Genomic DNA, 23,239 nt, shown 5'->3' on the forward strand with positions numbered 1-23,239 from the left:
GCTGAGACCGCTCTCCGAGCCCTTCACCTCACTGAGCCTTCCACCCGCTCGCCCCGTACGCGCCGAGGAGACCCACCAGATGTCAGCGGAGCACCCCACCCTTCCCCCCGTTCGGCTGCGTGCGGACGCGGAGCTGGCGCGGGACGCCCTGGCCGCGCCCCTCCTCGCCGACGCGGCGAGGCTCGCCCGCTGGGCGGGGCCCGGCACCCGGGTGGACGCGGGCGGCGACCTCCTCGACGAGCAGCTTCCGGCGGCGGCCGGGGCCCTGGGCCTCGACGCCGGCGAGGAGGCCGGGTTCCGCGCGGGCGACGCCTGGCGGCTCGCCGTCGACACCGGTCTCGTGGAGGTCGAGGACGGCGAGGGCGAGGACGCCCCCGGAACGGCCGCGCCCGGCGAGAACCTGGCCCTCCTCACCGGCGGTTCGCCCCAGGACGTCCTCGCGCTCTGGCTGGACGGCTTCGAGGCGGTCTTCGCGGAGGCCGTCGCCCCCGTCCTGGACGACCTGGACGACCTCGTCGGGGAGGACGGCGAGATCGACGTCGACGCCCTCGACTGGGACCCCGAGGCCGAGACCGAGTTCCTGGAGGGCGTGCTCGGCAACCTCTACCTGCTGACGGTCAGTGAGGGCGGGGCCGGCGAGGGGCCGGTGCCGCTGCCCGCCCTCGCCGCGTCGATGGTCGTCCCCGACGACATGGGCGAACCCACCGACGACGTGCTGGAGCAGGTCTCGGACGCGATGATGCGGCTGGACGAGCAGTTCCGCATCCTCGAACCGATCGGGCTCGTGGAGTACCAGCCCCTGGACGAGGCCCTGATGGCCGAGGAGGGCGAGGAGCCCGCGCCGCCCGTGGACGACGAGGACGTCACCCGGTACGGCATGGTCCGGCTCACCCCGCTCGGCCTCTACGGCATCCGGGCCCGGATGCTGGAGGCCGGCGTCGACGCGCCCGCCGTCGGCGACCTGGCGGACAAGGGCGCCGACGCGCTCCTCGACGGGATCGCCGGCTACCCGGAGGCCGCGGCCCGGGAGGAGACGGCCGCCTGGCTGGCCGGCCGGGACGCGGTCGGCGCGGCCCGGGAACTGCTGCACGCGGCCCGCGGTTCCGACGCGGGTTCCCCGCTCCGCCGCCTCCACTGCCAGCAGACGCTCTCCCTGGTGGGAGCGGAGGCGGAGCCCGCGGTGCGGGAGGTCCTGGACGACGCGGAGCTCGGCGGTCTGGCGCGGGTCTGGCTCGCGGAGCGGGGCGCGGCGGACGTGCCCCCGCCGCCGGAGTCGATGATCTTCTGGCTGGCCGTCGACACCATCGCGGCCCAGCTCGACGCGGACGGCGACCTGGAGGAGCTCCAGGAGCTGATCGAGGGCCTCACGGGACGGCACAGCGGCTTCTTCGAGGCGGCCTGGCGGGTGGAGCACCCGGCGACGGCCGAGGTCCTGGAGGCGATGGGCCGTCTGCACCGGGACAGGGCCACGGCGAAGGAGGCCCGCAAGGCCGCCTTCAAGGCCCGCTCGCGATCCGGTTCCTGACGGCTTCCGAAGGCCTCGGGAGTCTTTCGCCGGTTGCCGGAAGGGTTCCGGAGGCCTCGGGCGGCTCCCGCCGGTTTCCGGGAAGCTCCCGGAGGTTCCCGCCCCGGGACCTCCGCGGGTCCCCGGCGGGGGCTCCCCGGGGGCACGGCGGGGCGGGTGCCGGGCGGGCCGGAGGGAGGGCGTCCGCCGGTGTTCCCGTGGTGTTCAGGTGGTGTTCGCGCGGACCCGGGAGGGTGACCAGCGAGATCCGGCCACCACAGGGAGAACCCATCACCATGCCGCTCAACCGCAGAGAGTTCGCCAAGCAGTCCGCCGCCACCGGTGCGGGGCTCGCCCTCACCGGTGTCGTCGGGGCTCTCGCCACCGCCCCCGAGGCGCTCGCGTCCGACGAGCCGGAGGCGTACGGAATCGGCCATGGGCACGGTCACGACCACGGTCACGGTCACGGCCACGGCCACGGTCACGCCCTCGGGTACGGGCCGCTGGTCGCCGACCCGAAGGGGCTCCTCGCCCTGCCGGCCGGGTTCTCGTACCGCGTCGTCACCCACAGCGGTGTGACCCGCCTCGAATCGGGCGAGTTCACGCCCTCCCACCACGACGGCACCGCCGCCTTCGCCGGTCCGCGCGGCACCACGTACCTGGTCAACAACCACGAGCTGAAGGGCCCCCGCGCCAAGTGGGAGCACCCGGTCCCGCTCGCCGAGGGCCTCGTCTACGACCCGGCCGCGGCCGGCGGCTGCACGGTCGTGGAGGTGCACCGCGACGGCACCGTGGCCGAGTGGGTCGGTCTCGCCGGCACCTCCACCAACTGCGCGGGCGGCCGCACCGCCTGGGGCACCTGGCTGACCGGCGAGGAGAACTCCGACCTCGCCGGCGTCAACGGCATGACCAGGGACCACGGTTACATCTTCGAGGTCGACCCGCGCGACCGCCGGGCCAACCGCGCCCCGAAGCCGGTCAAGGCCTTCGGGCGGTACGACCACGAGGCCGTCGTCATCGACCCCCGGCGCGGCCACGCCTACCTGACCGAGGACGCCTCCAACCCCAACGGGCTCCTCTTCCGCTGGGTGCCGCCGAAGGGCTTCGAGCACGGGCGCGGAAAGCTCCGCACCCTCGCCGACGACGCCGGCGAGCTCCAGGCCGCCAAGTGCGTCGACTCCTCCGGCCGCTTCGTCGACGACCTGTCCCGCGCCACCCGGATCGGCACCGTCTACGGCGTGGACTGGGTGGACGTCCCCGACCGCGACGCCCGCACCACCCCCGTCCGCAAGCAGTTCGCCGCCGGGCAGGTCACCCGGGGCCGCAAGCTGGAGGGCATGTGGTGGGCCGACGGCGGCGCCTACGTCGTCTCCTCCTTCGCGCGCGACGAGAGCCCCGGTGCCGCGCACGACGGCCAGGTCTGGTTCTACGACCCGAAGCGCCGCACCCTCACCCTCAAGGTGCTGTTCGGCGTGAACGCGAACCCCGACGAGGACGGCGCCTTCGACGGCCCGGACAACATCACCGTCTCCCCGTACGGCGGGCTCGTCATCGCCGAGGACGGCGAGGGGGTCCAGCACCTCTTCGGCGCCACCGACTCCGGCCGCACGTACCCGATCGCCCGCAACGACCTCAACGACAGCGAGTTCACCGGCGTCGTCTTCTCGCCGGACGGCGACACGCTGTTCGCCAACATCCAGACCCCGGGCATCATGGTCGCGATCACCGGACCCTGGCGCCGCCAGCCCCGCCGCTGAACCCGGCGTCACGGCCCGGCACCCGGTGTGCCGGGCCGTGGACGCGCCGAGGGGGGCGGGCCGGCCGTCAGAGCGCCTGGGCGGCCGGCTTCACCATGCCCCGGACGGTCCGCGACTTCACGAACTCGCCCATCGCCGTCATCTCCCACTCGCCGGAGAACTGCTTGATCAGCTTCGCCATCATCACGCCGGTCTGCGGTTCGGCGGAGGTCAGGTCGAAGCGGACCAGTTCCTCGCCGGTCGCCGCGTCGAGCAGCCGGCAGTAGGCCTTGGCGACCTCGGTGAACTTCTGGCCGGAGAAGGAGTTGACCGTGAAGACGAGACCGGTGGCCTCGGCCGGCAGCCGGCCGAGGTCCACGACGATCACCTCGTCGTCGCCCGCGCCCTCGCCGGTGAGGTTGTCGCCGGAGTGCTTGACCGAGCCGTTGAGGATGGCCAGCTTGCCGAAGTAACAGCTGTCCAGGTGGTTGCGCTGCGGGCCGTACGCGATGACGGACGCGTCCAGGTCGATGTCCTTGCCCCGGTGGGCGGGCTCCCAGCCGAGGCCCATCTTGACCTGGGAGAGCAGCGGACGGCCGCCCTTGACCAGGGACACCGTCTCGTTCTTCCGGAGGCTGACCCGGCCCTTGTCGAGGTTGATCTTGCCGGTGGGAGCGGGCGCGGGGGCGGCGGGCGGCGCCGGGGGCGCGAGCCGGGGGTCCACCGGGGCGGCCGGCGGCGCGGGCGGGACCGGCGGGGAGACGGGGGCCGGCGCGGCGGCCGGTGCGGTGGCGGGGGCCGGTGCGGCGGGCTCCTCGTCCACCGAGACGCCGAAGTCGGTCGCGATGCCGGCGAGCCCGTTCGCGTAGCCCTGGCCCACGGCACGGGCCTTCCACGCGCCGTTGCGCAGGTAGATCTCGACGACCACGAGCGCCGTCTCCGTCGACAGCCGGGGCGGGGTGAAGGTGGCGAGCACGCCGCCGCCGTCCGCGTCGCGGATCGTCGCCGTGGGTTCGATGCCCTGGAAGGTCTGGCCCGCGGCGTCCGGGCTCGCCGTGACGACGATCCTCTCGACGCCGGCCGGCAGCGCGCCGGTGTCGACCAGGATCGCGTCGGGCGCGGTCCCGCCGCCGGAGCGGTAGGTGACACCGGGTCCGGCCGGCTGGTTGTAGAAGATGAAGTCGTCGTCCGAGCGGACCTTGCCGTTGGCGCCGAGCAGCAGGCCCGAGACGTCGAGCCGCACCGGGGCGGCGACGTCCACCGCCACGCGCGCGGCGGTGAGAGGGATGTTCGAGCCGGGGGTCATAGCGGTCATGCCAGGGGTAACGATCCGGACCCCTTTGCCGTTCCCTTACCTTCGCCGGGTTCGGCCACCCCGGTGACGGGGGCGTTCCCCGGCCCGCCGTGCGCACGCGCGTCCGCGGGTCCCGGCATGCCGGGCATCCCGCCGTTCCCGGCCGGAACCGTCATATGAATATCCTTTCGGTCATGAGCGCGGTGGGGGCCGGGGGAGCGGTGGGCACGGTGGTGACGACGGGTCCGGTGGGCGCGGCGGGGCGGGTGGACCGGAGTTCGTTCCGGACGGGGGACGTGGACGCGGCGCGCGAGGAACTCGACGCGCGGTACTACGCGAGCCGCATGAACCTCGTCGAACGGCGGGCGCGTCCCTTCGCGGCGCGGTTCGACACCGTCGCCCTCGGGCCGCTGGTCATCGGCGACCTCAGCTGCGGGGCCGACGTCCGGATGCGCTTCGGGGAGCTGGGCGCCTACCACCTCAACGCCCCGCTGGCCGGCACGATGGAGGTGCGCCAGGGCGGCGGGCCCCCGCTCGTCGCCACGGCCGCCGAGGCGCTGCTGCTCGACCCGGCGGGGGACACCGTCCTGGAGCGCTGGAGCGGTGACTGCCGGGTCCTGTCGGTGAAGATCGGGGCGGCCGCGCTCCGCGACCGCCTCGAAGGGCTGCTGGGCCGGCCGCCGCGCGGCACGCTCGTCCTCGCGCCCCGGCTGGACATCACGCGCGGCCCCGGTCTGAGCTGGGTGCGCTTCGCCCGGCGGGTCGCGTGCGAGGCGCTGGCCGGGGAGGGCCTCGTCCACCACGAGCTGGTGGCCGGACCCCTCCAGGAGGCGCTGCTCAACGGACTGCTCCTGGCCGCCGATCACCCCTGGCGCGACGCGCTCGACCATCCCGCCGGGGCCCGGCGCCCGGCACCGGTCAAGCGGGTGATGGACGCGGTGCGGGAGCGCCCCGAGCATCCGTTCACGACCACCGAACTCGCCGCTCTGGCCCGGGTGAGCGTGCGCCGCCTCCAGGAGTCCTTCCGGGAGGACGTGGGGATGTCCCCGATGGCGTACGTGCGGGAGGTCAGGCTCGACCGGGTCCGCGAGGAGCTGCGGACCGCCGCCCCGGACGAGGTGAGCGTGAGCGAGGTGGCCTGGCGCTGGGGCTTCGGACACCAGGGCCGGTTCGCGGCGCGCTACCGGGAGAGGTTCGGCGAGTCGCCGTCCCGGACCCTGAGGACGGGCGGCTGACCCGGACCTCGTGTGCGGGTCGCCGGCCGGGACCTCGGGGGCGGGATGCCGGCCGGGGCCCCGGGGGCGGTCCGCCGCCCCGGTCCGTCGCGCATTCCGGACAGGCGTCGCGTTCCGCGGCTCGCGACGATCACCGGCGGGGCCTACGGTGGGCGGGTCCGGTCCGCAGGCGCGCACCGTGACCCGGGCCCCGGCCGGTTCCCCCGTATCAGTCCGGCCGGGTCCTGCGTACTTCCGGCCCTCGGTGCGGCCGGTGCGGCGGGTCCGCGCAGAAGCGGCCGCCCAGGTAGAGGTCGTCGGGGCTGCCCCCGGGCGGGGGGCCCTGTTCCGCGAGGAGGTCCGCCGCGAAGGCCTCCGAGTCGTCCTCCGGCGCGTAGCCGAGCGCCCGGGCCGTGGAGAGGTCCCACCGCAGACGGGTGTTGGCCGAGGAGCCGTACGCCACGGTGTGGCCGACGGACCCGGCGGTGAGCGAGGCGTGCAGGAGCCGGGCGCAGTCGCCGGGGCTGAGCCACAGCGAGAGCATCCGCACCGTGGTGGGCGCGGGGTAGCAGGAGCCGATGCGCAGGGAGACGGTCTCGACGCCGTGCCGGTCCCAGTAGAGCTGGGCCAGGTCCTCGCCGAAGCACTTGGAGAGGCCGTAGAAGGTGTCGGGCCGGTGCGGGACGCCGACGGGCAGGAGCGGTTCGCCCTCGCGCGGAAGCCGGGTGAAGCCGACCGCGTGGTTGCTGGAGGCGAAGACCACGCGCGGGACGCCCTCCTCGCGGACGGCCTCGTAGAGGTGGTGGACCCCGGTGACGTTGGCGGCCACGATCCTGTCGAAGTCGGACTCCACGGAGATGCCCGCCAGGTGCACGACCGCGTCGACGCCCCGTACCGCCTCGCGCAGCGCCTCCCGGTCCGCGAGGTCCGCGACGATCGCGTCCGGCTCCCCGGGGACGGGGACGGCGTCCAGGAGGCGGAGGGCGTAGCCGTACGGGGGCAGCAGCTCCCGCATCAGCGTGCCGATGCCCCCGGCGGCGCCGGTGAGCAGGACGGTGCGGGGTGCGGGCATGGGGCGGCTCCTCCGTCGGGGGGCGGGACGTGCGGGGCGTGCGGAATGCGCGGGCGTGCGGGGCCGGCCGGACGCCGGTGGCCGGTCCGCCGTACGCGGGTCCGGTCCGGTCAGGCCGCACGCGGGTCCGGGGCGGTGGCCGGGGCCGGGCGGGTCGGCCATCCGTCCGGCATTCACAACCATGGACACGCTAGGGAGCCGCCGGGAGGGCGTCAAGGAGAGGCGCGGGGCCGTGTCGGGAGCCTTGACCGACGCCTCCGGACTGCCCTAGCGTGCGGGGCACTCTCGTTCAAGCATGTGGACGAGGTTCACGGATATATATCTGCCCGTGACAGCGCACGACGGACTTCGCTGGGAGCGCCCGTGACCACCGCCCCGCTCGCCGCCCGCCTCGACGGCCTGCTCTTCTTCCCCGTCACCGCCTTCGCGCCGGACGGCTCCCCCGACCTCGCGGCCTTCCGCGCCCACGTCCGCGCCGGGATCGACGCGGGCGCCGGGGCCGTGTTCGCCTGCTGCGGCACCGGCGAGTTCCACGCCCTCGCCCCCGAGGAGTTCCGGGACTGCGTCGCCGCCGCCGTGGAGGAGGCCGCCGGACGCGTCCCCGTCGTCGCCGGCACCGGCTACGGCACCGCCCTCGCGATCCACTACGCCCGCCTCGCGGAGGAGGCCGGCGCGGACGGGCTCCTCGCCCTGCCCCCGTACCTCGTCGCCGCCGACCAGGCCGGACTGCTCCGCCACTACGGCGAACTCGCCGCCGCCACCGCGCTCGACGTCATCGTCTACCAGCGCGACAACGCGGTCCTCACCCCCGCCACCGCCGTCGCCCTCGCCCGCACCGACGGGATCATCGGCATCAAGGACGGGCTCGGCGACCTCGGCCTGATGCAGCGGATCGTCAGCGCCGTCCGCGCCGAGGGCCTCGGCCTGCTCTACTTCAACGGCCTGCCGACCGCCGAACTCACCGCCGCCGCCTACCGGGGCATCGGCGTCACCCTCTACTCCTCCGCCGCCTTCTGCTTCGCCCCCGACATCGCCCTCGCCCACCACCGCGCCCTCGCCGCCGGCGACGACGCCACCACGGACCTGCTCGTCGACGTCTTCTTCCGGCCGCTCGTCGAACTCCGTTCCCTGGGACGGGGATACGCCGTCTCGCTCGTCAAGGCGGCGGTCCGCGCGGGAGGCCGGGACGTGGGCGGGGTGCGGCCGCCGCTGAGCGAACCCGACCCCGCGCACGTCGGGGAACTGCTGCGGCTGGTCGACCGGACCCGCGCCCTCCTGAAGGAGTCCGGGGCGTGAGCACGGGCCCGCGGGCGGGCGCCTTCGTCTACCCCTGGGACGTCGACGGCGACCCCGCCGCGCCCGGCCTCCTCGCGGAACTGGGGCTCGCCCAGGTCACGCTCGCCGCCGCCTACCACTCCGTACGGGCCGTGACCCCCCGTCACCCGGCCCACCGGATCGTCACCGCCGGGCACGCCGCCGTGCTCCACCCGCCGGACCCCGGCCGCTGGGCGGGCCGCGCGCTCCGCCCGTACCCGGCGGGGGAGTGGGCCCCCGGCGACGCCTACGGGCGCGCCGCCGAAGCCCTGGCCGCCGCCGGCCTGGAGGTGCACAGCTGGGTCGTCCTCGCGCACAACTCCCGCCTCGGCGCCGAACACCCGGAGACCTCCGTCGTCAACGCCTACGGGGACCGCTACCCCTGGGCCCCCTGCATCGCCCGCGCCGACGTCCGGGCCCTCCTCGTCGGCCTGGCCGCCGAGGCCGCCGTGCGCCCCGGCGCCGCCGGCACCGAACTGGAGTCCTGCGGCTGGTACGGCCTCGCCCACCTCCACGCCCACGACAAGACCGGCGGCGCGCCCCCGGGGGAGCGCGCGGAACTGCTGATGTCCCTCTGCTTCTGCCCCTCCTGCCGGGAGGGGTACGGGGCCCGGGGCGCCGACCCCGGCGAACTGGCCGCCGCCGTGCGCGCCGCCCTGGAACCCGTGTGGGCCGGGACCGGCCCGGCGGGAGGGCTCGGCGCCCTGGAGGCCCCCGCCCTGGCCTGGCGCGCCGGGACCGCCCGCGCCTTCCAGGAGGCCGTGGTGGCCGCCGTGCGGGCCGCCGCCCCGCCCGGGTTCCGCGTCCTGCTGCACGCCGACCCCGACCCGTACCGCTGCGGCGCCGACACCGGTACCGACCCCGGCCACGTCCTGGACCTCGCCGACGGCGTCGTCGCCCGCCCGCCGAAGATCGCCGCCTTCGCGGCCCGCGCCCGCCCCGGCACCGTCCTCGCCGCCAACCTCCCCGTCGTCACCGGCCTGGGCGGCGACCCCGGGAACCTGGCCCGCGACGCGGACCGGGCACGCGCGGCGGGAGCGACCGAACTGCGGCTCTACCACGCCGGACTGGCCTCGGACGAGGACCTGGCGGCGGTCCGGAGGGCGCTGCGCGGGGCCGGCCCGGACGGCGCGCCCCCGGCGCCGTGAACGACCGGGCGGGCGGAGCCCCCGGGGGCCGGAAGGACGTGTCGGGCGGCCCGGGGCCGTGAGCGGCGGACCGCGCCCGCCCGGACACCGCCGCCCGGACACGTCCCGGCCCCACGGCCCGGCGTCGCCCCGGGAGGGTCCTCACCAGGCCAGGTCCTCCAGCGCGTCCAGGTCCGGCACCGCCGCCGCCGGCCCGGTGTCGTCCGTGCCCACCCGCAGCTCGGCCCAGATCGTCTTGCCGCGCCGGCCGTACCGCGTGCCCCAGCGCTCCGTGTACCGCGCCACCAGGTACAGCCCCCGCCCGCCCTCGTCCGTCGCCGCCGCGTGCCGCAGGTGCGGCGAGGTGCTGCTGCCGTCCGAGACCTCGCAGATCAGCGTCCGGTCGTACAGCAGCCGCACGCGCACCGGATCGGCCCCGTACCGCACCGCGTTCGTGATCAGCTCGCTGAGGACCAGCTCCGCCGTGAACGCCACCTCCTCCAGCCCCCACTCCACCAGCTTCGCCGCCGCCGCGTTCCGCACCGGGGACACCGCCGACGGGTCCCGCGGCACGTCCCACTCCGCGATCCGCTCCGGATCGAGCCGGCGGGCCCGCGCCACCAGGAGCGCGATGTCGTCGCGCGGCGACGACGAGAGGAGCGCCGTCAGGACGTCCGCGCAGGTCTGTTCCGGACTCCGGTCCCGGTGGGCGAGCGCGGACCGCAGCAGCCCGTGCCCCGTGTCGAAGTCCCGCCCGCCGTCCTCCAGGAGCCCGTCGGTGAAGAGCACCAGCCTGCTCCCCTCCGGCAGCGGCAGCTCCGTGGTGGCGAACGGCGTCTCGCCCAGACCGAGGCCGAGCGGCAGCCCCGGCGACAGCTCGGGGAACTCCACCCGCCCGTCGGGGCCCACGAGGGCGGGCCCGGGATGGCCCGCGCTCGCCAGCGTGCACAGGCCGGACGCCGGGTCGTAGATCGCGTACAGGCAGGTCGCGCCGGTGATCCCCTCCTCGCGCCGCCGCCCCTCGCCGTCCGCCCCCTCCTCCCGGACGTCGATCCGGCCCGTCAGCTCGTCCAGGTGCGCGAGCAGTTCGTCCGGCGGCACGTCCAGGGACGAGAAGTTGTGCACCGCCGTGCGCAGCCGCCCCATGGCGGCCGCCGCGTGCAGCCCGTGCCCCACCACGTCCCCCACCACCAGCGCCACCCGCGCGCCCGGCAGCGGGATCACGTCGAACCAGTCGCCGCCCACCCCGGCCTCCGCCGGGAGGTAGCGGTACGCGACCTCCACCGCGCTCTGCTCCGGCAGCACCCGGGGCAGCAGGCTCCGCTGGAGCGACACCGCCATCGCGTGCTCCCGGGTGAACCGGCGCGCGTTGTCGATCGCGACCGCCGCCCGCGCCGCCAGCTCCTCCGCGAACGACAGGTCCTCCTCCCCGAACGGCTCCGGCGTGTCCGCCCGCCAGAAGTTCGCCATTCCCAGGACCACCCCGCGGGCCAGCAGCGGCACCGTGAGCAGCGAGTGCATCCCGTACGCGAGGGCCCGCGCCGCCCCCTCCGGGTCCTGCGCCCGCCAGCCCTCCGCCGCGACCAGCTCCGGCTGCACCACCGCGTGCCCCGTCGCGAGCGCCGTCGCCATCGGGGTGCTGGGGACGTCGAAGCGGACGGTGTCCCCGACCGGCTGGAGCGGCTGGTCCCGCCGCAGACCGCTCAGCGCCGTCCGCCGCATCTCCGCGGACGCGGCCGTCGCCGCCACCGCCGTCTCCGGGGGCTCCTCGCCGCGCAGCACCGGCTCCAGGAGCTCCACGGTGACGAAGTCCGCGAACCGGGGCACCGCCACCTCCGCCAGTTCCTCCGCCGTCCGCACGACCTCCAGCGTCGTCCCGATCCGGACCCCCGCCTCGTACAGCAGCTGGAGCCGGCCCCGGGCCACCGCCGCCCGGCCGGACAGCGCGGCCAGCTCGGTGGTGTCGCGCATCGTCATCACGCAGCCGGCCCCGCCGGCCCCGGGGAGGGTGGGCCGCACGCTCACCGCGAGGAGCCGGTCGCCCGCCCGGTGCACCTCGTCGGTCACCGCCCGCCCCGACTCCAGGAGCCCGACCGTACGCGGGTCGAGGCCCAGCTCCGAGACGTGCCGCCGCTCGGCCTCCGGGCCGATCCCGAGGAGCCGGCGCGCCTCGTCGTTGGCGAGCAGCAGCCGGTGGTCGGCGTCCACGATCAGGACCCCCTCCCGCACGGCGTGCAGCACCGCCTCGTGGTGCTCCTTCATCCGGGTCATCTCGGCCGGTCCCAGCCCGTGCGTCTGCCGCCGCAGCCGCCGGCTCACCAGCGCGGCCCCGCCCACGGCCACCACGAGGGCGCCGCCCGTCGCGGCCGCGAGCAGCGGCAGCCGGTTCCCCGCGGAGTGCGCGATGTTCTCCACCCCGATGCCGCTGGTCACCAGGCCGACCACGCGGCCCCGGCCGTCCCTGACGGGGACCACGGCCCGCACCGCGTCGTTCGGCGCGCCCTCGAACAGTTCCGTGTACGACTCGCCGCGCACCGCCGCCCGCGAGAGGTCGCCGGCCGCCTTCCGGCCGATCAGATCCGGCCGCGAGTCGGTGTACCGCAGCCCGTCGGGGCTCAGGACCGAGAGGAAGTCCACGCCCGCGGCCCGCCGGACCGCCTCCGCCCGGCCCTGGAGCTCCGCCGTCGGATCGGGTGACGTGAGTGCCGCGTCCGTGCCCGGGGCGTGCGCGAACGCCTCCGCGACCGCGAGCGAACGCGTCCGGGCGTCCCGCTCGGCGTCCCGTTGCTCCTGCTGGAACGACACGGCGGCCGCCACCACGATCACCAGGAGCGCGATCAGCGCCTCCAGGGCGAACACCTGTCCGGCGACGCTCCGCACCCCCGTGCCGCGCGTCCTCCCCCGCTCCCGGCGGGGACCGGTGCCGGAACCGTCCCGCCGCCGCGCCGTCACCCCGTGCTCCGGGTGGTCGGGAGCGCCACGCCGTCCGGCGCGCCGGGCCCGCGCGGCGCGGGGACGGAGCCGGCGGCGAGGCCCGCCGGGGGCGGGGAGACCAGTCGTCCGGAGGGGGCCGGCCCGGTCCCGGCCCTTCCGGCGACGGCCTGCGCGGTCCCGGCCCGTCCGGCGGTGGGGCGTCCGGCGGCGGTCCCCGGGGCGCACGGCGGGGCGTACGGGCCGCCCGGGCCGCCGGTGAGCCGCACGGTGCGGAACCCCACCGGCCGGACGGTGTCGTCCGTGTGCCGGGCGGTTCCGTCCTTACGCCGTACGGGGAGGGCGCCCGGCCGGGACGAGCCGCCGCCCGGCACCTCGGCGAAGAGGCGCGCCGCCTCCTCCCGGTGGGCCCCGCCGGCGACCGGCCGGGCCGCGTACCGGCCCGGGGCCCCGTCGGCGTCACCACCGGACGGGGACTCCGTCCGAGGGCTCCGCCGCACGGTCCGGTCGCGCACGTCCGCGACCTCGCCGGCCACCCCGGGCACGCCGAGCGGCCCCTCGTCCTCCAGGGGCACTTCGGTCCGCCCCGCCGTCCCCGGGAAGGAACCGGCCGTCACCCTGCCCTCCTCCCGTCGCGCCCGTGCTTTCCTCCATGCTCGCCGCCACCGGGCCGCCCCGCACCGCGAGCGCGGTGGCGGGGCCCGTACGGCGGGACGGCCGGGAGGAGCGGTGGGAGGGGCGACGGGGCGGCCGGGAAGGACGGTGGAAGGGGCGGCGGGGAGGGGCGGTGGGCCCCGCGGGGCCGGTCACACCGCCCCGGGGCCCGTCAGGCCGTCCCCGTCCGCTTCTCGTACCGCAGCGCGGCCCCCGTCACGACCGCGCCCAGCCCCTCCCACAGGCCCACGCCCAGGAAGCCGGACGGGGCGCGGCCGGTGACGACGGCGAGGGTGAAGACCGCGCAGGTGAGCAGGCGGAAGGGGACCGTCCAGCGGAAGAAGGGCTTCCAGTCCGCGAGTGCGGCCAGGACGTAGTAGACGCCCATGTTGAGCGCGGCCATCGAGGAGGCCGTCAGGAAGACCAGGGTGTGGTAGCCGTCCGCGCGTCCGCCGCCGGGCACCGGTGCGAAGCCCATGACGGTGAGCAGGACGTCCGGGTCGACCAGGCCCACCGCGCCGAGCGCGGCGGCCAGCACGCCGAAGACCGCCATGGTCCAGCCGGACAGGGAACGGGGCAGGCGCACGGTGGTCCTCCGCGGGGTCGGGGCTCGGTTCGAAAACGTGCTCGGATACGAGCGTGCCCCTGCATATCGCGCGGAGGGGACCCGCGGCCAATCGGCCACCGGCCCAACGGGGCCCCCGCGCACGCCACTTCGGGGTTCCGCGCGCCGCGCACCGCGCCCCGGCCCCGGAAGCGCGCATCGCGCCATGTTTCCGGTGGCCGGTGGGGCCCTTGCCAGGGGCCGGCGGCACCCTGGGGTGGCGATCATGCATGAGACCGCGCCCTTCGCCCCGCTCCTCACCCGCGCCGCCGGAGCCGAGACCACCGCCGACCCGAGCAGCGTGATGACGCTCCTCGCCGACTCCGACGGCACCGGCGGGCGGCTCACCAGCTACCGCTCCTCCTTCGCGAAGGGCGCGGTCGGGGCTCCGGCCCACTTCCACACCGGGGCCTCGGAGATGTTCTTCGTCCTCGGCGGGTCCCTCCAGGTCCTGGTCGGCGAGGAGCTGACCGTCCTGGAGCGGGGCGACTTCCTCCTCGTCCCGCCGCACACCCCGCACGCCTTCGCGGCGGCGCCCGGCGCGGAGGCGGACGTGCTCTTCGTCTTCACGCCGGGCACGGCCCGCTTCGACTACCTGCGCCTGCTCGGCCGGGTCATGCGGGGCGAGGCGAGCTTCGAGGAGATCAAGGCGTCCTCGGAGAAGTACGACAACCGCTACGTCGACAGCCCGGTGTGGCAGGCCGCCCTCGCCGGGCGCGCGTGACCGTGTGATCAGAGGCGGCGGGTGGCCAGGGTCAGCCGGTCCCGCGCGTCGAGGAGCGCCTCCCCGATCGACCGCTCGTGGGCCGGGGTGAGCCGCGCCACCGGCACCGAGCAGCTGATCGCGTCCCGCGCCGGGGACCGGTAGGGGATCGCGACGCCGAAGCAGCGCAGCCCCAGCGTGTTCTCCTCGCGGTCCACCGCGAAACCCCGCTCGCGGACGGCGCGCAGCTCCTCGATCAGCTCCTCGCGGTCGGTGACCGTGTGCTCGGTCAGCGCCGGAAGGGTCTCCGGGAGGAGCTTGCGCACCTCCTCGTCGGTGTGGGTGGCGAGCAGGGCCTTGCCGAGCGACGTCGAGTGCGCGGGCAGCCGCCGCCCGACCCGGGTGAACGGCCGCAGGTAGTGCTGGGACTGGCGGGTCGCCAGGTAGACCACGCTGGTGCCGTCGAGCCGCGCCAGGTGGATGGTCTCGGTGGTCTCGTCCGCGAGCCGGTCCAGGACGGGCCGGGAGGCGGCCACCACCTCGTCGCCGTCGATGTACGAGGTGCCGACGAGCAGCGCCCGGACGCCGATGCCGTACCGGGTGCCGGTCGCGTCCGTCTCCACCCAGCCCAGCTCGACCAGGGTGCGCAGCAGCATGTACAGACTGGACTTGGGGTAGCCGACGGCCTCCTGGACGGCGGCCAGCGAGTGCATGCCGGGGCTCCCGGCGAAGTACTCCAGCAGTTCCACGGTCCGCACCGCGGACTTCACCTGTGCCCCGCCCGCGTCGGCAGTCGCCATGACCTTCCGCCCTTCCTCTGTCGCCCGGAACCGGCCCGTCCGCCGCACCGGCCGGACGGCGCCCTTGTGGAGACGGGCGGGCCGTCCCTAGAGTCCCGGAGACGCGTTCATCCACGAGAACCGCGTTCAGAATAGCGAACAGGGGTGTGGCGGTGGCGGAACCAGTGTGGAGTGTGGACCCCCGTACGGGGAAGCCGCGCGAGCGGGTGGCGGAGGAGGCCCCGGCGGAGGAGGTCGACCGGGCCGTCCGGGCCGCGCACGGCAGCCGCGAGGCCCTCGCCGACCGCGCCGCACGGTCCGCCTTCCTCCGCGCGGCGGCCGGCCTCCTGGAGGAGGAACGGGACCGGGTGACCGGGACCGCCGACGCCGAGACGGCCCTCGGGGACGCCCGGCTCACGGGCGAACTCGTGCGCACCACGGCCCAGCTGCGGGCCTTCGCCGACGTCGTGGACGAGGGCTCCTTCCTCGACGTCCGGATCGACCTCCCCGACCCCGGGGCGGTCCCGCCCCGGCCCGACCTGCGCCGCTGGAAGGTCCCGCTCGGCGTCGTCGCCGTCTACGCCGCCGGAAACTTCCCGCTCGCCTTCTCCGTCCCCGGCGGCGACACCGCCAGCGCCCTCGCGGCCGGCTGCCCCGTGGTGGTCAAGGCCCACCCCGGCCACCCCGCCACCTCCGAACTCTGCGCCTCCCTGCTGCGCCGGGCCGCCGCCGCCACCGGCCTCCCCGAGGACGTCGTGGTCCTCGTCCACGGCTTCGGGGCGGGCGTCGGACTGATCCGCCACCCGCTCGTCGCGGCGGCGGGCTTCACCGGGTCGGTGCGCGGCGGACGGGCGCTCTTCGACGCGGCCGCCGCCCGGCCCGTGCCCATCCCCTTCCACGGGGAACTCGGCTCCCTCAACCCGGTCGTCGTCACCCCCGCCGCCGCCGAGGAGCGGGCCGCGGAGATCGGCGCCGGGCTCGCCGGGTCCATGACCCTGGGCGCGGGCCAGTTCTGCACCAAGCCCGGCTTCGTCCTGGCCCCCCGGGGCGAGGCGGGCGACCGTCTCCTCGACGCCCTCACGGAGGGCGTCGCCGCGACCGGGCCCGCCGTGATGCTCGACCACCGGATACGGGACGCCTACGTGACCGGGGTCGCGGAGCGCGCCGCGCTCGACGGGGTCGCCGCCCCCGTCGTCCCCGGCCCGGCCGGCGAGCACGCCGCCGGCGCCGGCGTCCTCACCGTCGACGCCGGACGGCTCACCGGGGGAGACCACCAGCTCCTCCTGGAGGAGTGCTTCGGCCCGGTCACCGTCGTCGCCCGGTACGCGGGCCGGGAGGAGGCCGCCGCCGTCCTGGAGCTGCTGCCGGGCAACCTCACGGCCACCCTGCACACCACCGCGACGGACGGGGACCCCGACGCGGCCCCGCTGCTCGCCGCGCTCGTCCCGCTGGCCGGACGCGTCCTCGTCAACGGCTGGCCCACCGGCGTCGCCGTCGCCGCCGCCCAGCACCACGGCGGCCCCTACCCGGCCACGACCTCCACCGCCACCTCGGTCGGCGCGACCGCGATCGAGCGCTGGCTGCGCCCGGTCACCTACCAGTCGACCCCCGGCCACCTCCTCCCGCCGGAGCTCCGTGACGGCAACCCGCTGGGACTGCCGAGGCGCTGACGACGGTTCCGCAACCGTGCCCGGGGCGGAACCGCCACCGACCCGGGCACGGTTACGTTCCCGGAGCCGGAGCCGGAGCCGGAGCCGGAGCCGGAGCCGGAGCCGGAGCCGGAGCCGGAGCCGGAGCCGGAGCCGGAGCCGGAGCCGGAATCGGAGCCGGGAGGGTGTGGCGAGGGCGTCAGGCGCTCCTCAGCACCACGAGCTCCCGGGTCGCCCGCGTCATCGCCACGTAACGGTCCACCGCCCCCTCGACGCCCTCCCCGAACGCCTCCGGGTCGACGAGGACGACCAGGTCGAACTCCAGCCCCTTCGCGAGGGACGGGGTCAGCGACCGGACGCGGGGCGTCGCGCGGAACGACGGATCGCCGATGACGCAGGCGACCCCCTCCGGGTGGGCGGAGAGCCAGGCGCCGAGGACCGCGTCCCGCTCCGCGACGGCGCCGTACGCGACGGGAACACCGGTGCGGCGGACGGACACCGGCACGTTGGCGTCCGGGAGCGCGGCCCGGACGACCGGCTCCGCCTCCGTCATGATCTCCTCCGGCGTCCGGTAGTTGACGCTCAGGGAGGCCACCTCGATCCGGTCGAGCCCGACCCGCTCCAGGCGCTCCCGCCACGACTCGGTGAACCCGTGCCGGGCCTGGGCGCGGTCCCCGACGACCGTGAAGCTCCGCGAGGGGCACCGCAGCAGCAGCATCTGCCACTCCGCGTCGGTCAGTTCCTGGGCCTCGTCCACGACGACGTGCGCGAACGGCCCGGCGAGCGGGTCGGACGCGGCGGCGGGCAGCGCGTCCCCGTCGATCAGGCTGTCCTGGAGGTCCCGCCCGCGCAGCATCCCCAGGGCACCCTCGCTCTCGTCGATCACGACGTTCTGCAGCAGCCCGGCGGTGACCTCGGCCCGGCGCGCGCGTTCGGCGGCGACGGCGGCCCCGCGCCTCCGCTCGCGCAGGGACGCCTCCGGGTCGCCGAGCCGGTGCCGGGCCGCGTCCAGGAGCGGCAGGTCGGAGACCGTCCACGCGCGCGCGTCGGCGCGCCTCAGCCTCCGCACCTCGTCCGGGCCGAGCCAGGGGGCGCACAGCCGCAGGTAGGCGGGGACCGTCCACAGGTCGCCGACCAGGTCGGCGGCCCCGATCAGCGGCCACGCGCCGTGGAGGGCGGCCGTCAGCTCCCGGTCCCGGCGCAGGGCCGCCAGGAACTCGTCCTCCGGCACGTCGTCCGCGTCGCCGCCGTGCTTGTCCCGCAGGATCTCGGCCAGCTCCTCCCAGATCTGCTCACGGGCCTCGTTGTGCGGGGTCCCCGGCTCCGGCGCCTCGAACGCCCGCGCCCAGTCGCGGGCGCTCAGCCGGACCTCGGACCAGGGGGTCGTGACCGTCATCCCCTCGGCGGGAGGGGTCTCGTAGAACCTGACGGCCGTCTCGACCGCCCGCACCATGTCCGCCGACGACTTCAGGGCGGCCGCCTCCGGGTCGCTCTCGGGCACCGCCTCCGCCCCCTCGGGGACGAGGTCCCGCAGCGTGCAGGTCCGCACGCCCTCCTCGCCGAGGCCGGGGAGCACGTCGGAGACGTAGTTCAGATAGGGCTGGTGCGGGCCGACGAACAGCACCCCGCCCCTGCGGTGGCCCAGGCGCGGGTCGGAGTGGAGCAGATAGGCGGAGCGGTGCAGGGCGACGACGGTCTTCCCGGTGCCCGGGCCGCCGTCGACCACCAGGGTGCCGCGCGATCCCGCCCGGATGACGGCGTCCTGGTCGGCCTGGATGGTGCCGAGCACGTCCCGCATCCGGGACGACCGGTGACCGCCCAGGCTCACGATGAAGGCCGAGTGGTCGTCGAGCGCGGCGTGTCCTTCGAGCCCCTCGGTGGTGAACACCTCGTCCCAGTAGTCGTTGATCCGGCCGTCGGTCCAGCGGTAGCGGCGACGGCTGGCCAGGCCCATCGGGCGGGCGTGGGTGGCCGCGAAGAACGGCTCGGCCGCCGGGGAGCGCCAGTCGATCAGCAGCCGGCGTCCGGTGGCGTCGGTGAGCCCGAGCCGTCCGACGTACACGGGCTCCGAACCGTCCGCGCCGACGATCCGGCCGAGGCACAGGTCCAGGCCGAAGCGGCGCAGGGTGCGCAGGCGCGCGGTCAGCCGGTGGATCTCCGCGTCCCGCTCCATCGCCTCGCGCCCGATGCCGCCGGGCGCCTTCCGCAGGGCGTCGAGCCGCCCGGACAGCTCGCGGACGGACTGCTCCAGACTCTCCGCGACGGCCGCGAAGTGCCGCTCGTCGGCGGCGATCAGGGCCGGATCGGCCTTGGCGGAGAGCCGGTCGGGCAGGTCGAACGCGCTGGACGCGGTGGTGGGGTGCGAGTGGACCGGTGAAGACGTAGGCACGTGGTGGATCTCCCGTTTCCGCAGCTTCTGACCTGGGCGTTCCCGGTGCAGACCGGTGATTGTGCGGTACGGAGGGGGCCTTGCCGCAAGCCCCCCGGTGCGCTATAAGTTAAGAGTGGCGAGGGGTGGGTCTTCCCCCGGTACCGCCACTTCACCCGGCACCCACCGCTTCCGCGAGGCCCCACCGCGAGCGCCGTACGGCTCCGCCCCCGCCCTTTCCGCCGACGGGCCCGAAGCCGGAATGAAACCGGACGGCGAGGCCGTTCTCCGGACGGAACCACCCGTCCACACCCCCGGAGAGAGAACCCATGCGCGTCGAGATCTGGAGCGACATCGCCTGCCCCTGGTGCTACATAGGAAAGGCGCGCTTCGAGAAGGGCCTCGCGGCCTTCGCCCACCGCGACGACGTCGAGGTGGTGCACCGCTCCTTCGAACTCGACCCGCACCGCCCCCAGGGCGACACCGCCCCCGTCCTGGAGATGCTGGCCCAGAAGTACGGCCGCACCCTGGACGAGGCCCGCGCCATGGAGGCGCACGTCGCGTCCAACGCGCACGCGGAGGGACTCGACTACCGTACCGAGGGCCGTGACCACGGCAACACCTTCGACATCCACCGGCTGCTCCACCTCGCCAAGGCGCGCGGCCGGCAGGGCGAGCTCCTGGACCTGGCCTACCGCGCCAACTTCGCCGAGGAACGCTCCGTCTTCGACGCGGAGACGCTGGTGGCGCTCGGCGTGGAGGCCGGACTGGACGAGGCCGAGGTCCGGGACGTCCTGGCCGACGGGTCCGCCTACGCCGACGACGTGCGGCAGGACGAGCGCGAGGCCGCCGAACTCGGCGCCCAGGGCGTGCCGTTCTTCGTCCTGGACCGCCGCTACGGCGTCTCCGGCGGACAGCCCGCCGAGGTCTTCACCCGGGCCCTCGAACAGGCCTGGCAGGGCCGCGTCCTCCAGCCGCTCGGCGGCACGGACGCCGAAGCCTGCGGCCCGGACGGCTGCGAGGTCCCGCGCGCCTGACCCCCCGGGGGATCTCCGTACACCGCCCCGGCCTGCGGAGATAAGGATTCCTTGGAGGAACGCCGTGATCTCGCAGGATTGACGGGGTGTCGCGGGGAAACCAGGGTGGGGGCATGGATTCCCTCGCCGCTCCCCCCGACGCCTCCCTCGACCGGCCGCTCGGCGGCTCCGAGTTCGCGCCCAAGAAGACCTACCTCAACACCTCCACCTGCGGGCTGCTGCCCCGCCGCACCGTCGGGGCGGTCGTCCTCCTCGCCGAGGAGACCGCCGACGGGCGCCCCGACGGCGCCGGCGACTTCGGGATCGTCGAGGAGGCGCGGGCGGCCTACGGCAGGCTCATGGGGGTCTCCCACGAGCGCGTCGCGCTCGGCAGTTCGGTCGCCGTCCACTGCGGGATGATCGCCCAGTCGCTGCCCGCCGGAGCCGAAGTCCTCTTCCCCGAGGGGGACTTCGCCTCCGTCATCACCCCCTTCGCGGTCCGGGGCGACCTCAGGACCCGGTTCGTCCCCCTGGACCGGCTCGCCGAGTCCGTCCGCCCGGAGACCGCGCTCGTCGCCTTCTCCGCCGTGCAGTCGGCGGACGGCCGGACGGCCGACCTCGCGGCGGTGCGGGCGGCCGCCGCCGCCCACGGCGCCCGCACGCTCCTGGACGCCACCCAGGCGGCGGGCTGGCTGCCGCTGCGCGCGGGGGAGTGGGACTACACGGTCGCCGGCGGCTACAAGTACCTGCTCTGCCCGCGCGGGGCGTCCTTCCTCACCGTCACCGAGGAGGCGCAGGACTCGCTCCTCCCGATCCACGCCAACTGGGTCGCCGGTGAGGAGCTGTGGGTGAACAGTTACGGCCCGGTCCGCGAACTCGCCCGCTCCGCACGCCGTTTCGACGAGCCCATGGCCTTCCTCCCGTACCACGGGGCCGCCCGTTCGCTCGCCCTCCTCGAAGAGATCGGCGTCGAGCGGATCGAGGCCCACGACAAGGGGCTCGCGGCCCGCTTCCGTTCCGGGCTGGCCGGTCTCGGCCACGTGCCGGTCGCGGACGACTCGACGGTCGTCGCCGTCCCGGGCCTCGGGTCCCGCGCGGAAGCCCTGCGGGAGGCCGGCGTCCTGCTCTCGGTCCGCGCGGGCAACCTGCGAGCCTCCTTCCACCTGTACAACACGGCGGCGGACGTGGACCGCGCCCTGGACGTCCTGGCGGGCTGAGCCCCGGGACCTTCCCGGCGGCGCGGCCGGGCGCCGGCGGCGGGCACCGGACGGGTCGCGGCGGGACCCGCCGGCGGCACCCGGCGACGGGCCGGCCGGCGGGTCCCGCCGCCGGATGTCGCCGCCGGATGTCGCCGACGGGTCTCAGCAGCCCGGCGGCGCGGACGGGCAGGCGCCGGTCCCGCCCTCCCCGTCCGTCTCGTCCGCCTCCTCGCGCAGGCTCTCCGCGACGAGACCGAGCAGGCGGGCCAGCTCCGCCCGGTCGGCCGGGGCGAGACCGCCCAGCGAGAGCGACTCCAGGTCCCGCCAGGCGCCCTCGACCCCCGCGCGCAGCGCCCGCCCCTTCTCCGTCGCCTCGACCAGGACCGCGCGCCGGTCCTCCGGGTCCGGGCCCCGGCGGACGTGGCCGGACTGTTCGAGGCGCTGGAGCGTCTTCGTCACGGTCGAAGGGTCCAGGCCGAGGGACCGGATCAGTTCGGACTGGCGCACCGGGCCGCAGTCCCACAGGCGCATCATCATCAGCTCCTGGCCCGGGTAGAGGCCCAGTGCGCGCAGGCGCCGTCCCATGGCGATCCGGTGCATCCGCGAGACCCGTGCCAGGGCGTGGCCGACGGGCCCGCAGCGCAGGGCGACGGCCGGCGGTTCGGTACAGGCGGGGTCGGTTCCGGACACGGTGGCTCCTCGGGACGTTGTCCCGAAAGATTACCTTGGCCGGCCAAGCAATGGGTTACAGTGACGCCCGGACCAGATACTTGGCCGACCACATACAGGGCCCGCGGGGCCCGCCGGACGCGTCGGGACCCACGGGGCCCCGGGTGTCCGTGCGGAAACCGCGCGGACACCCGGGGCCGGCGCCCGGCCGACCGCGCCGGGCGACGCCCGGTCGGCCGCTCACCTCGCGCGAAGGGACCGTCATGACCACCGCCTTCGACCCGATCGACCTCGCCGGCACCCGGCTCGCCAACCGCATCGCCATGGCCCCCATGACCCGCAGCCGCGCCGAGGGCGCGAGCCGCACCCCCACCGCGCTCGTCGCGGAGTACTACGCCCAGCGCGCCTCCGCCGGCCTCATCATCACCGAAGGCATCCAGCCCACCGCCGTCGGCCAGGGCTACCCCGACACCCCCGGGCTGCACAGCGCCGAGCAGGTCGCCGCCTGGCGCCGGGTCACCGACGCCGTCCACGAGAAGGGCGGAAAGATCTTCGCCCAGCTCATGCACGCCGGCCGGATCAGCCACCCCGAGGTCCTCGGCGACGGCCTCCACCCCGTCGCCCCCTCCGCCGTCGCCCCGGCGGGAAAGCTCTTCGCCGGTTCCGGTCTCGTCGACTTCGTCGCCCCGCGCGAACTCACCGCCGCCGAGATACGGGAGACGGTCGCCGGCTTCGCCGCCGCCGCCCGCAACGCCGTCGAGGCGGGCTTCGACGGCGTCGAGATCCACGGGGCCAACGGCTACCTGATCCAGCAGTTCCTCGCGACGGGCTCCAACCGCCGCACCGACGCGTGGGGCGGACCGGCCGGGAACCGCGTCCGCTTCGCCGTCGAGGTCGTCGAGGCCGTCGCCGCCGCGATCGGCCCCGAGCGCACCGGCCTGCGCGTCTCCCCGGCCAACACCTACAACGACATCGCCGAGACCGACACCGAGGAGATCTACCCGGCCCTCGTCGCCGCGATCGATCCGGTCGGCATCGCGTACCTGCACGTCATGGAGGCCGCGCCCGGGGTCCGCGAACTCACCCTCGCCCTGCGCAAGGCGTTCTCCGGCAGCCTCGTCCTCAACCCGGCCACCGAGGGGCCCACCGGCCCCGACGCCCTCGGACTCGTCGAGGACGGCACCGCCGACCTCGTCGCCTACGGGGCCCTCTTCCTCGCCAACCCCGACCTGCCCGCCCGGCTGAGGGCCGGCGGCCCCTACAACACCCCCGACCCCGCCACCTTCTTCGGCGGCGACCACCGGGGCTACACGGACTACCCGGCGCTGTAACCCGGACCGGGTACGCGGAAGGGGCGGGGCCCCGGCACCGGAACCCCGCCCCTCCCGTCCGCGCTCACCCGTACG

General features: G+C 75.9%; 18 protein-coding genes. 10 read left to right on the forward strand and 8 right to left on the reverse strand.

Annotated features, from left to right (window positions below; translation table 11 throughout):
* The first annotated feature begins 79 nt into the window (after window positions 1-79).
* Together ACZ3IL_RS21630 and ACZ3IL_RS21635 are read left to right on the forward strand one after the other, a co-directional pair.
* The gene (locus tag ACZ3IL_RS21630) at window positions 80-1,525 is read left to right on the forward strand and encodes a hypothetical protein (RefSeq protein WP_467392323.1); all 1,446 of its coding nucleotides are present in this window, start codon (window positions 80-82) and stop codon (window positions 1,523-1,525) included.
* 275 nt (window positions 1,526-1,800) lie between these two features.
* Complete coding sequence (locus tag ACZ3IL_RS21635) at window positions 1,801-3,261, forward strand: alkaline phosphatase PhoX (RefSeq protein WP_467392325.1); 1,461 nt, start codon at window positions 1,801-1,803, stop codon at window positions 3,259-3,261.
* Window positions 3,262-3,328: 67 nt separating this feature from the next.
* Here the strand turns inward: ACZ3IL_RS21635 and ACZ3IL_RS21640 are convergent, their stop codons facing one another.
* Window positions 3,329-4,555, reverse strand: coding sequence for a TerD family protein (locus ACZ3IL_RS21640; protein ID WP_467392327.1), 1,227 nt, complete (start codon window positions 4,553-4,555; stop codon window positions 3,329-3,331).
* 173 nt (window positions 4,556-4,728) lie between these two features.
* On the opposite strand from ACZ3IL_RS21640, the gene ACZ3IL_RS21645 reads away from it, so the two are divergent.
* Complete coding sequence (locus tag ACZ3IL_RS21645) at window positions 4,729-5,769, forward strand: AraC family transcriptional regulator (protein WP_467392329.1); 1,041 nt, start codon at window positions 4,729-4,731, stop codon at window positions 5,767-5,769.
* 208 nt (window positions 5,770-5,977) lie between these two features.
* Here the strand turns inward: ACZ3IL_RS21645 and ACZ3IL_RS21650 are convergent, their stop codons facing one another.
* Window positions 5,978-6,820: an NAD-dependent epimerase/dehydratase family protein gene (locus tag ACZ3IL_RS21650; RefSeq protein ID WP_467392331.1), complete on the reverse strand. Its 843-nt coding sequence runs from the start codon at window positions 6,818-6,820 to the stop codon at window positions 5,978-5,980.
* Window positions 6,821-7,183: 363 nt separating this feature from the next.
* Between ACZ3IL_RS21650 and ACZ3IL_RS21655 the strand changes: the two genes are divergently transcribed.
* Entirely contained in the window at window positions 7,184-8,116 is a 933-nt protein-coding gene (locus ACZ3IL_RS21655) for a 5-dehydro-4-deoxyglucarate dehydratase (RefSeq protein WP_467392333.1), read from the forward strand.
* A complete protein-coding gene (locus tag ACZ3IL_RS21660) occupies window positions 8,113-9,282 on the forward strand; it encodes a hypothetical protein (protein ID WP_467392335.1) in 1,170 nt (389 codons plus the stop codon). Before ACZ3IL_RS21655 ends, ACZ3IL_RS21660 begins: the two co-directional genes overlap by 4 nt.
* Window positions 9,283-9,423: 141 nt before the next feature.
* On the opposite strand, the gene ACZ3IL_RS21665 is transcribed toward ACZ3IL_RS21660, so the two are convergent.
* From ACZ3IL_RS21665 to ACZ3IL_RS21675, 3 genes are all read right to left on the reverse strand, one after another.
* The gene (locus tag ACZ3IL_RS21665; protein ID WP_467392337.1) at window positions 9,424-12,141 is read right to left on the reverse strand and encodes a SpoIIE family protein phosphatase; all 2,718 of its coding nucleotides are present in this window, start codon (window positions 12,139-12,141) and stop codon (window positions 9,424-9,426) included.
* Between the two features lie 68 nt (window positions 12,142-12,209).
* The gene (locus tag ACZ3IL_RS21670) at window positions 12,210-12,809 is read right to left on the reverse strand and encodes a hypothetical protein (protein ID WP_467392339.1); all 600 of its coding nucleotides are present in this window, start codon (window positions 12,807-12,809) and stop codon (window positions 12,210-12,212) included.
* A gap of 209 nt (window positions 12,810-13,018) precedes the next feature.
* The gene (locus ACZ3IL_RS21675; protein WP_467392499.1) at window positions 13,019-13,399 is read right to left on the reverse strand and encodes a hypothetical protein; all 381 of its coding nucleotides are present in this window, start codon (window positions 13,397-13,399) and stop codon (window positions 13,019-13,021) included.
* Window positions 13,400-13,676: 277 nt separating this feature from the next.
* Here ACZ3IL_RS21675 and ACZ3IL_RS21680 point away from each other — a divergent pair, with 277 nt between their 5' ends.
* Window positions 13,677-14,174, forward strand: a complete 498-nt coding sequence (locus tag ACZ3IL_RS21680) for a cupin domain-containing protein (RefSeq protein ID WP_467392341.1) — start codon at window positions 13,677-13,679, stop codon at window positions 14,172-14,174.
* 8 nt (window positions 14,175-14,182) lie between these two features.
* Here the strand turns inward: ACZ3IL_RS21680 and ACZ3IL_RS21685 are convergent, their stop codons facing one another.
* A complete protein-coding gene (locus tag ACZ3IL_RS21685; protein WP_467392343.1) occupies window positions 14,183-14,953 on the reverse strand; it encodes an IclR family transcriptional regulator in 771 nt (256 codons plus the stop codon).
* Between the two features lie 173 nt (window positions 14,954-15,126).
* Between ACZ3IL_RS21685 and ACZ3IL_RS21690 the strand changes: the two genes are divergently transcribed.
* Window positions 15,127-16,602, forward strand: a complete 1,476-nt coding sequence (locus ACZ3IL_RS21690; protein WP_467392345.1) for an aldehyde dehydrogenase (NADP(+)) — start codon at window positions 15,127-15,129, stop codon at window positions 16,600-16,602.
* 178 nt (window positions 16,603-16,780) lie between these two features.
* On the opposite strand, the gene helR is transcribed toward ACZ3IL_RS21690, so the two are convergent.
* The gene (helR, locus tag ACZ3IL_RS21695) at window positions 16,781-18,970 is read right to left on the reverse strand and encodes an RNA polymerase recycling motor ATPase HelR (protein WP_467392347.1); all 2,190 of its coding nucleotides are present in this window, start codon (window positions 18,968-18,970) and stop codon (window positions 16,781-16,783) included.
* A gap of 308 nt (window positions 18,971-19,278) precedes the next feature.
* On the opposite strand from helR, the gene ACZ3IL_RS21700 reads away from it, so the two are divergent.
* Both ACZ3IL_RS21700 and ACZ3IL_RS21705 read left to right on the forward strand, forming a co-directional pair.
* Window positions 19,279-19,986 carry a DsbA family oxidoreductase gene (locus ACZ3IL_RS21700; protein WP_467392349.1) on the forward strand — a complete coding sequence of 236 codons (708 nt, stop codon included), beginning with the start codon at window positions 19,279-19,281 and terminating at the stop codon, window positions 19,984-19,986.
* A 113-nt stretch (window positions 19,987-20,099) separates the two neighbouring features.
* On the forward strand, window positions 20,100-21,182 hold the full coding sequence (locus ACZ3IL_RS21705) for an aminotransferase class V-fold PLP-dependent enzyme (protein WP_467392351.1): 1,083 nt from the start codon (window positions 20,100-20,102) through the stop codon (window positions 21,180-21,182).
* A gap of 144 nt (window positions 21,183-21,326) precedes the next feature.
* On the opposite strand, the gene ACZ3IL_RS21710 is transcribed toward ACZ3IL_RS21705, so the two are convergent.
* Window positions 21,327-21,854, reverse strand: coding sequence for a MarR family winged helix-turn-helix transcriptional regulator (locus tag ACZ3IL_RS21710; RefSeq protein ID WP_467392353.1), 528 nt, complete (start codon window positions 21,852-21,854; stop codon window positions 21,327-21,329).
* Between the two features lie 242 nt (window positions 21,855-22,096).
* Between ACZ3IL_RS21710 and ACZ3IL_RS21715 the strand changes: the two genes are divergently transcribed.
* Entirely contained in the window at window positions 22,097-23,164 is a 1,068-nt protein-coding gene (locus ACZ3IL_RS21715) for an alkene reductase (RefSeq protein WP_467392355.1), read from the forward strand.
* The last annotated feature ends 75 nt before the right edge of the window (window positions 23,165-23,239 follow it).

The organism is Streptomyces sp. NPDC014907 (assembly GCF_055562975.1).

What these genes read in the sequence shown, in the direction of transcription:
- ACZ3IL_RS21675 (WP_467392499.1), bottom strand. Translation starts at nt 13,399, where the DNA reads ATGGCGGTCTTCGGCGTGCTGGCCGCCGCGCTCGGCGCGGTGGGCCTG.
- ACZ3IL_RS21685 (WP_467392343.1), bottom strand. Translation starts at nt 14,953, where the DNA reads ATGGCGACTGCCGACGCGGGCGGGGCACAGGTGAAGTCCGCGGTGCGG.
- ACZ3IL_RS21650 (WP_467392331.1), bottom strand. Translation starts at nt 6,820, where the DNA reads ATGCCCGCACCCCGCACCGTCCTGCTCACCGGCGCCGCCGGGGGCATC.
- ACZ3IL_RS21705 (WP_467392351.1), top strand. Translation starts at nt 20,100, where the DNA reads ATGGATTCCCTCGCCGCTCCCCCCGACGCCTCCCTCGACCGGCCGCTC.
- ACZ3IL_RS21635 (WP_467392325.1), top strand. Translation starts at nt 1,801, where the DNA reads ATGCCGCTCAACCGCAGAGAGTTCGCCAAGCAGTCCGCCGCCACCGGT.
- ACZ3IL_RS21715 (WP_467392355.1), top strand. Translation starts at nt 22,097, where the DNA reads ATGACCACCGCCTTCGACCCGATCGACCTCGCCGGCACCCGGCTCGCC.
- ACZ3IL_RS21680 (WP_467392341.1), top strand. Translation starts at nt 13,677, where the DNA reads ATGCATGAGACCGCGCCCTTCGCCCCGCTCCTCACCCGCGCCGCCGGA.
- ACZ3IL_RS21645 (WP_467392329.1), top strand. Translation starts at nt 4,729, where the DNA reads ATGAGCGCGGTGGGGGCCGGGGGAGCGGTGGGCACGGTGGTGACGACG.
- ACZ3IL_RS21700 (WP_467392349.1), top strand. Translation starts at nt 19,279, where the DNA reads ATGCGCGTCGAGATCTGGAGCGACATCGCCTGCCCCTGGTGCTACATA.
- ACZ3IL_RS21630 (WP_467392323.1), top strand. Translation starts at nt 80, where the DNA reads ATGTCAGCGGAGCACCCCACCCTTCCCCCCGTTCGGCTGCGTGCGGAC.
- ACZ3IL_RS21640 (WP_467392327.1), bottom strand. Translation starts at nt 4,555, where the DNA reads ATGACCGCTATGACCCCCGGCTCGAACATCCCTCTCACCGCCGCGCGC.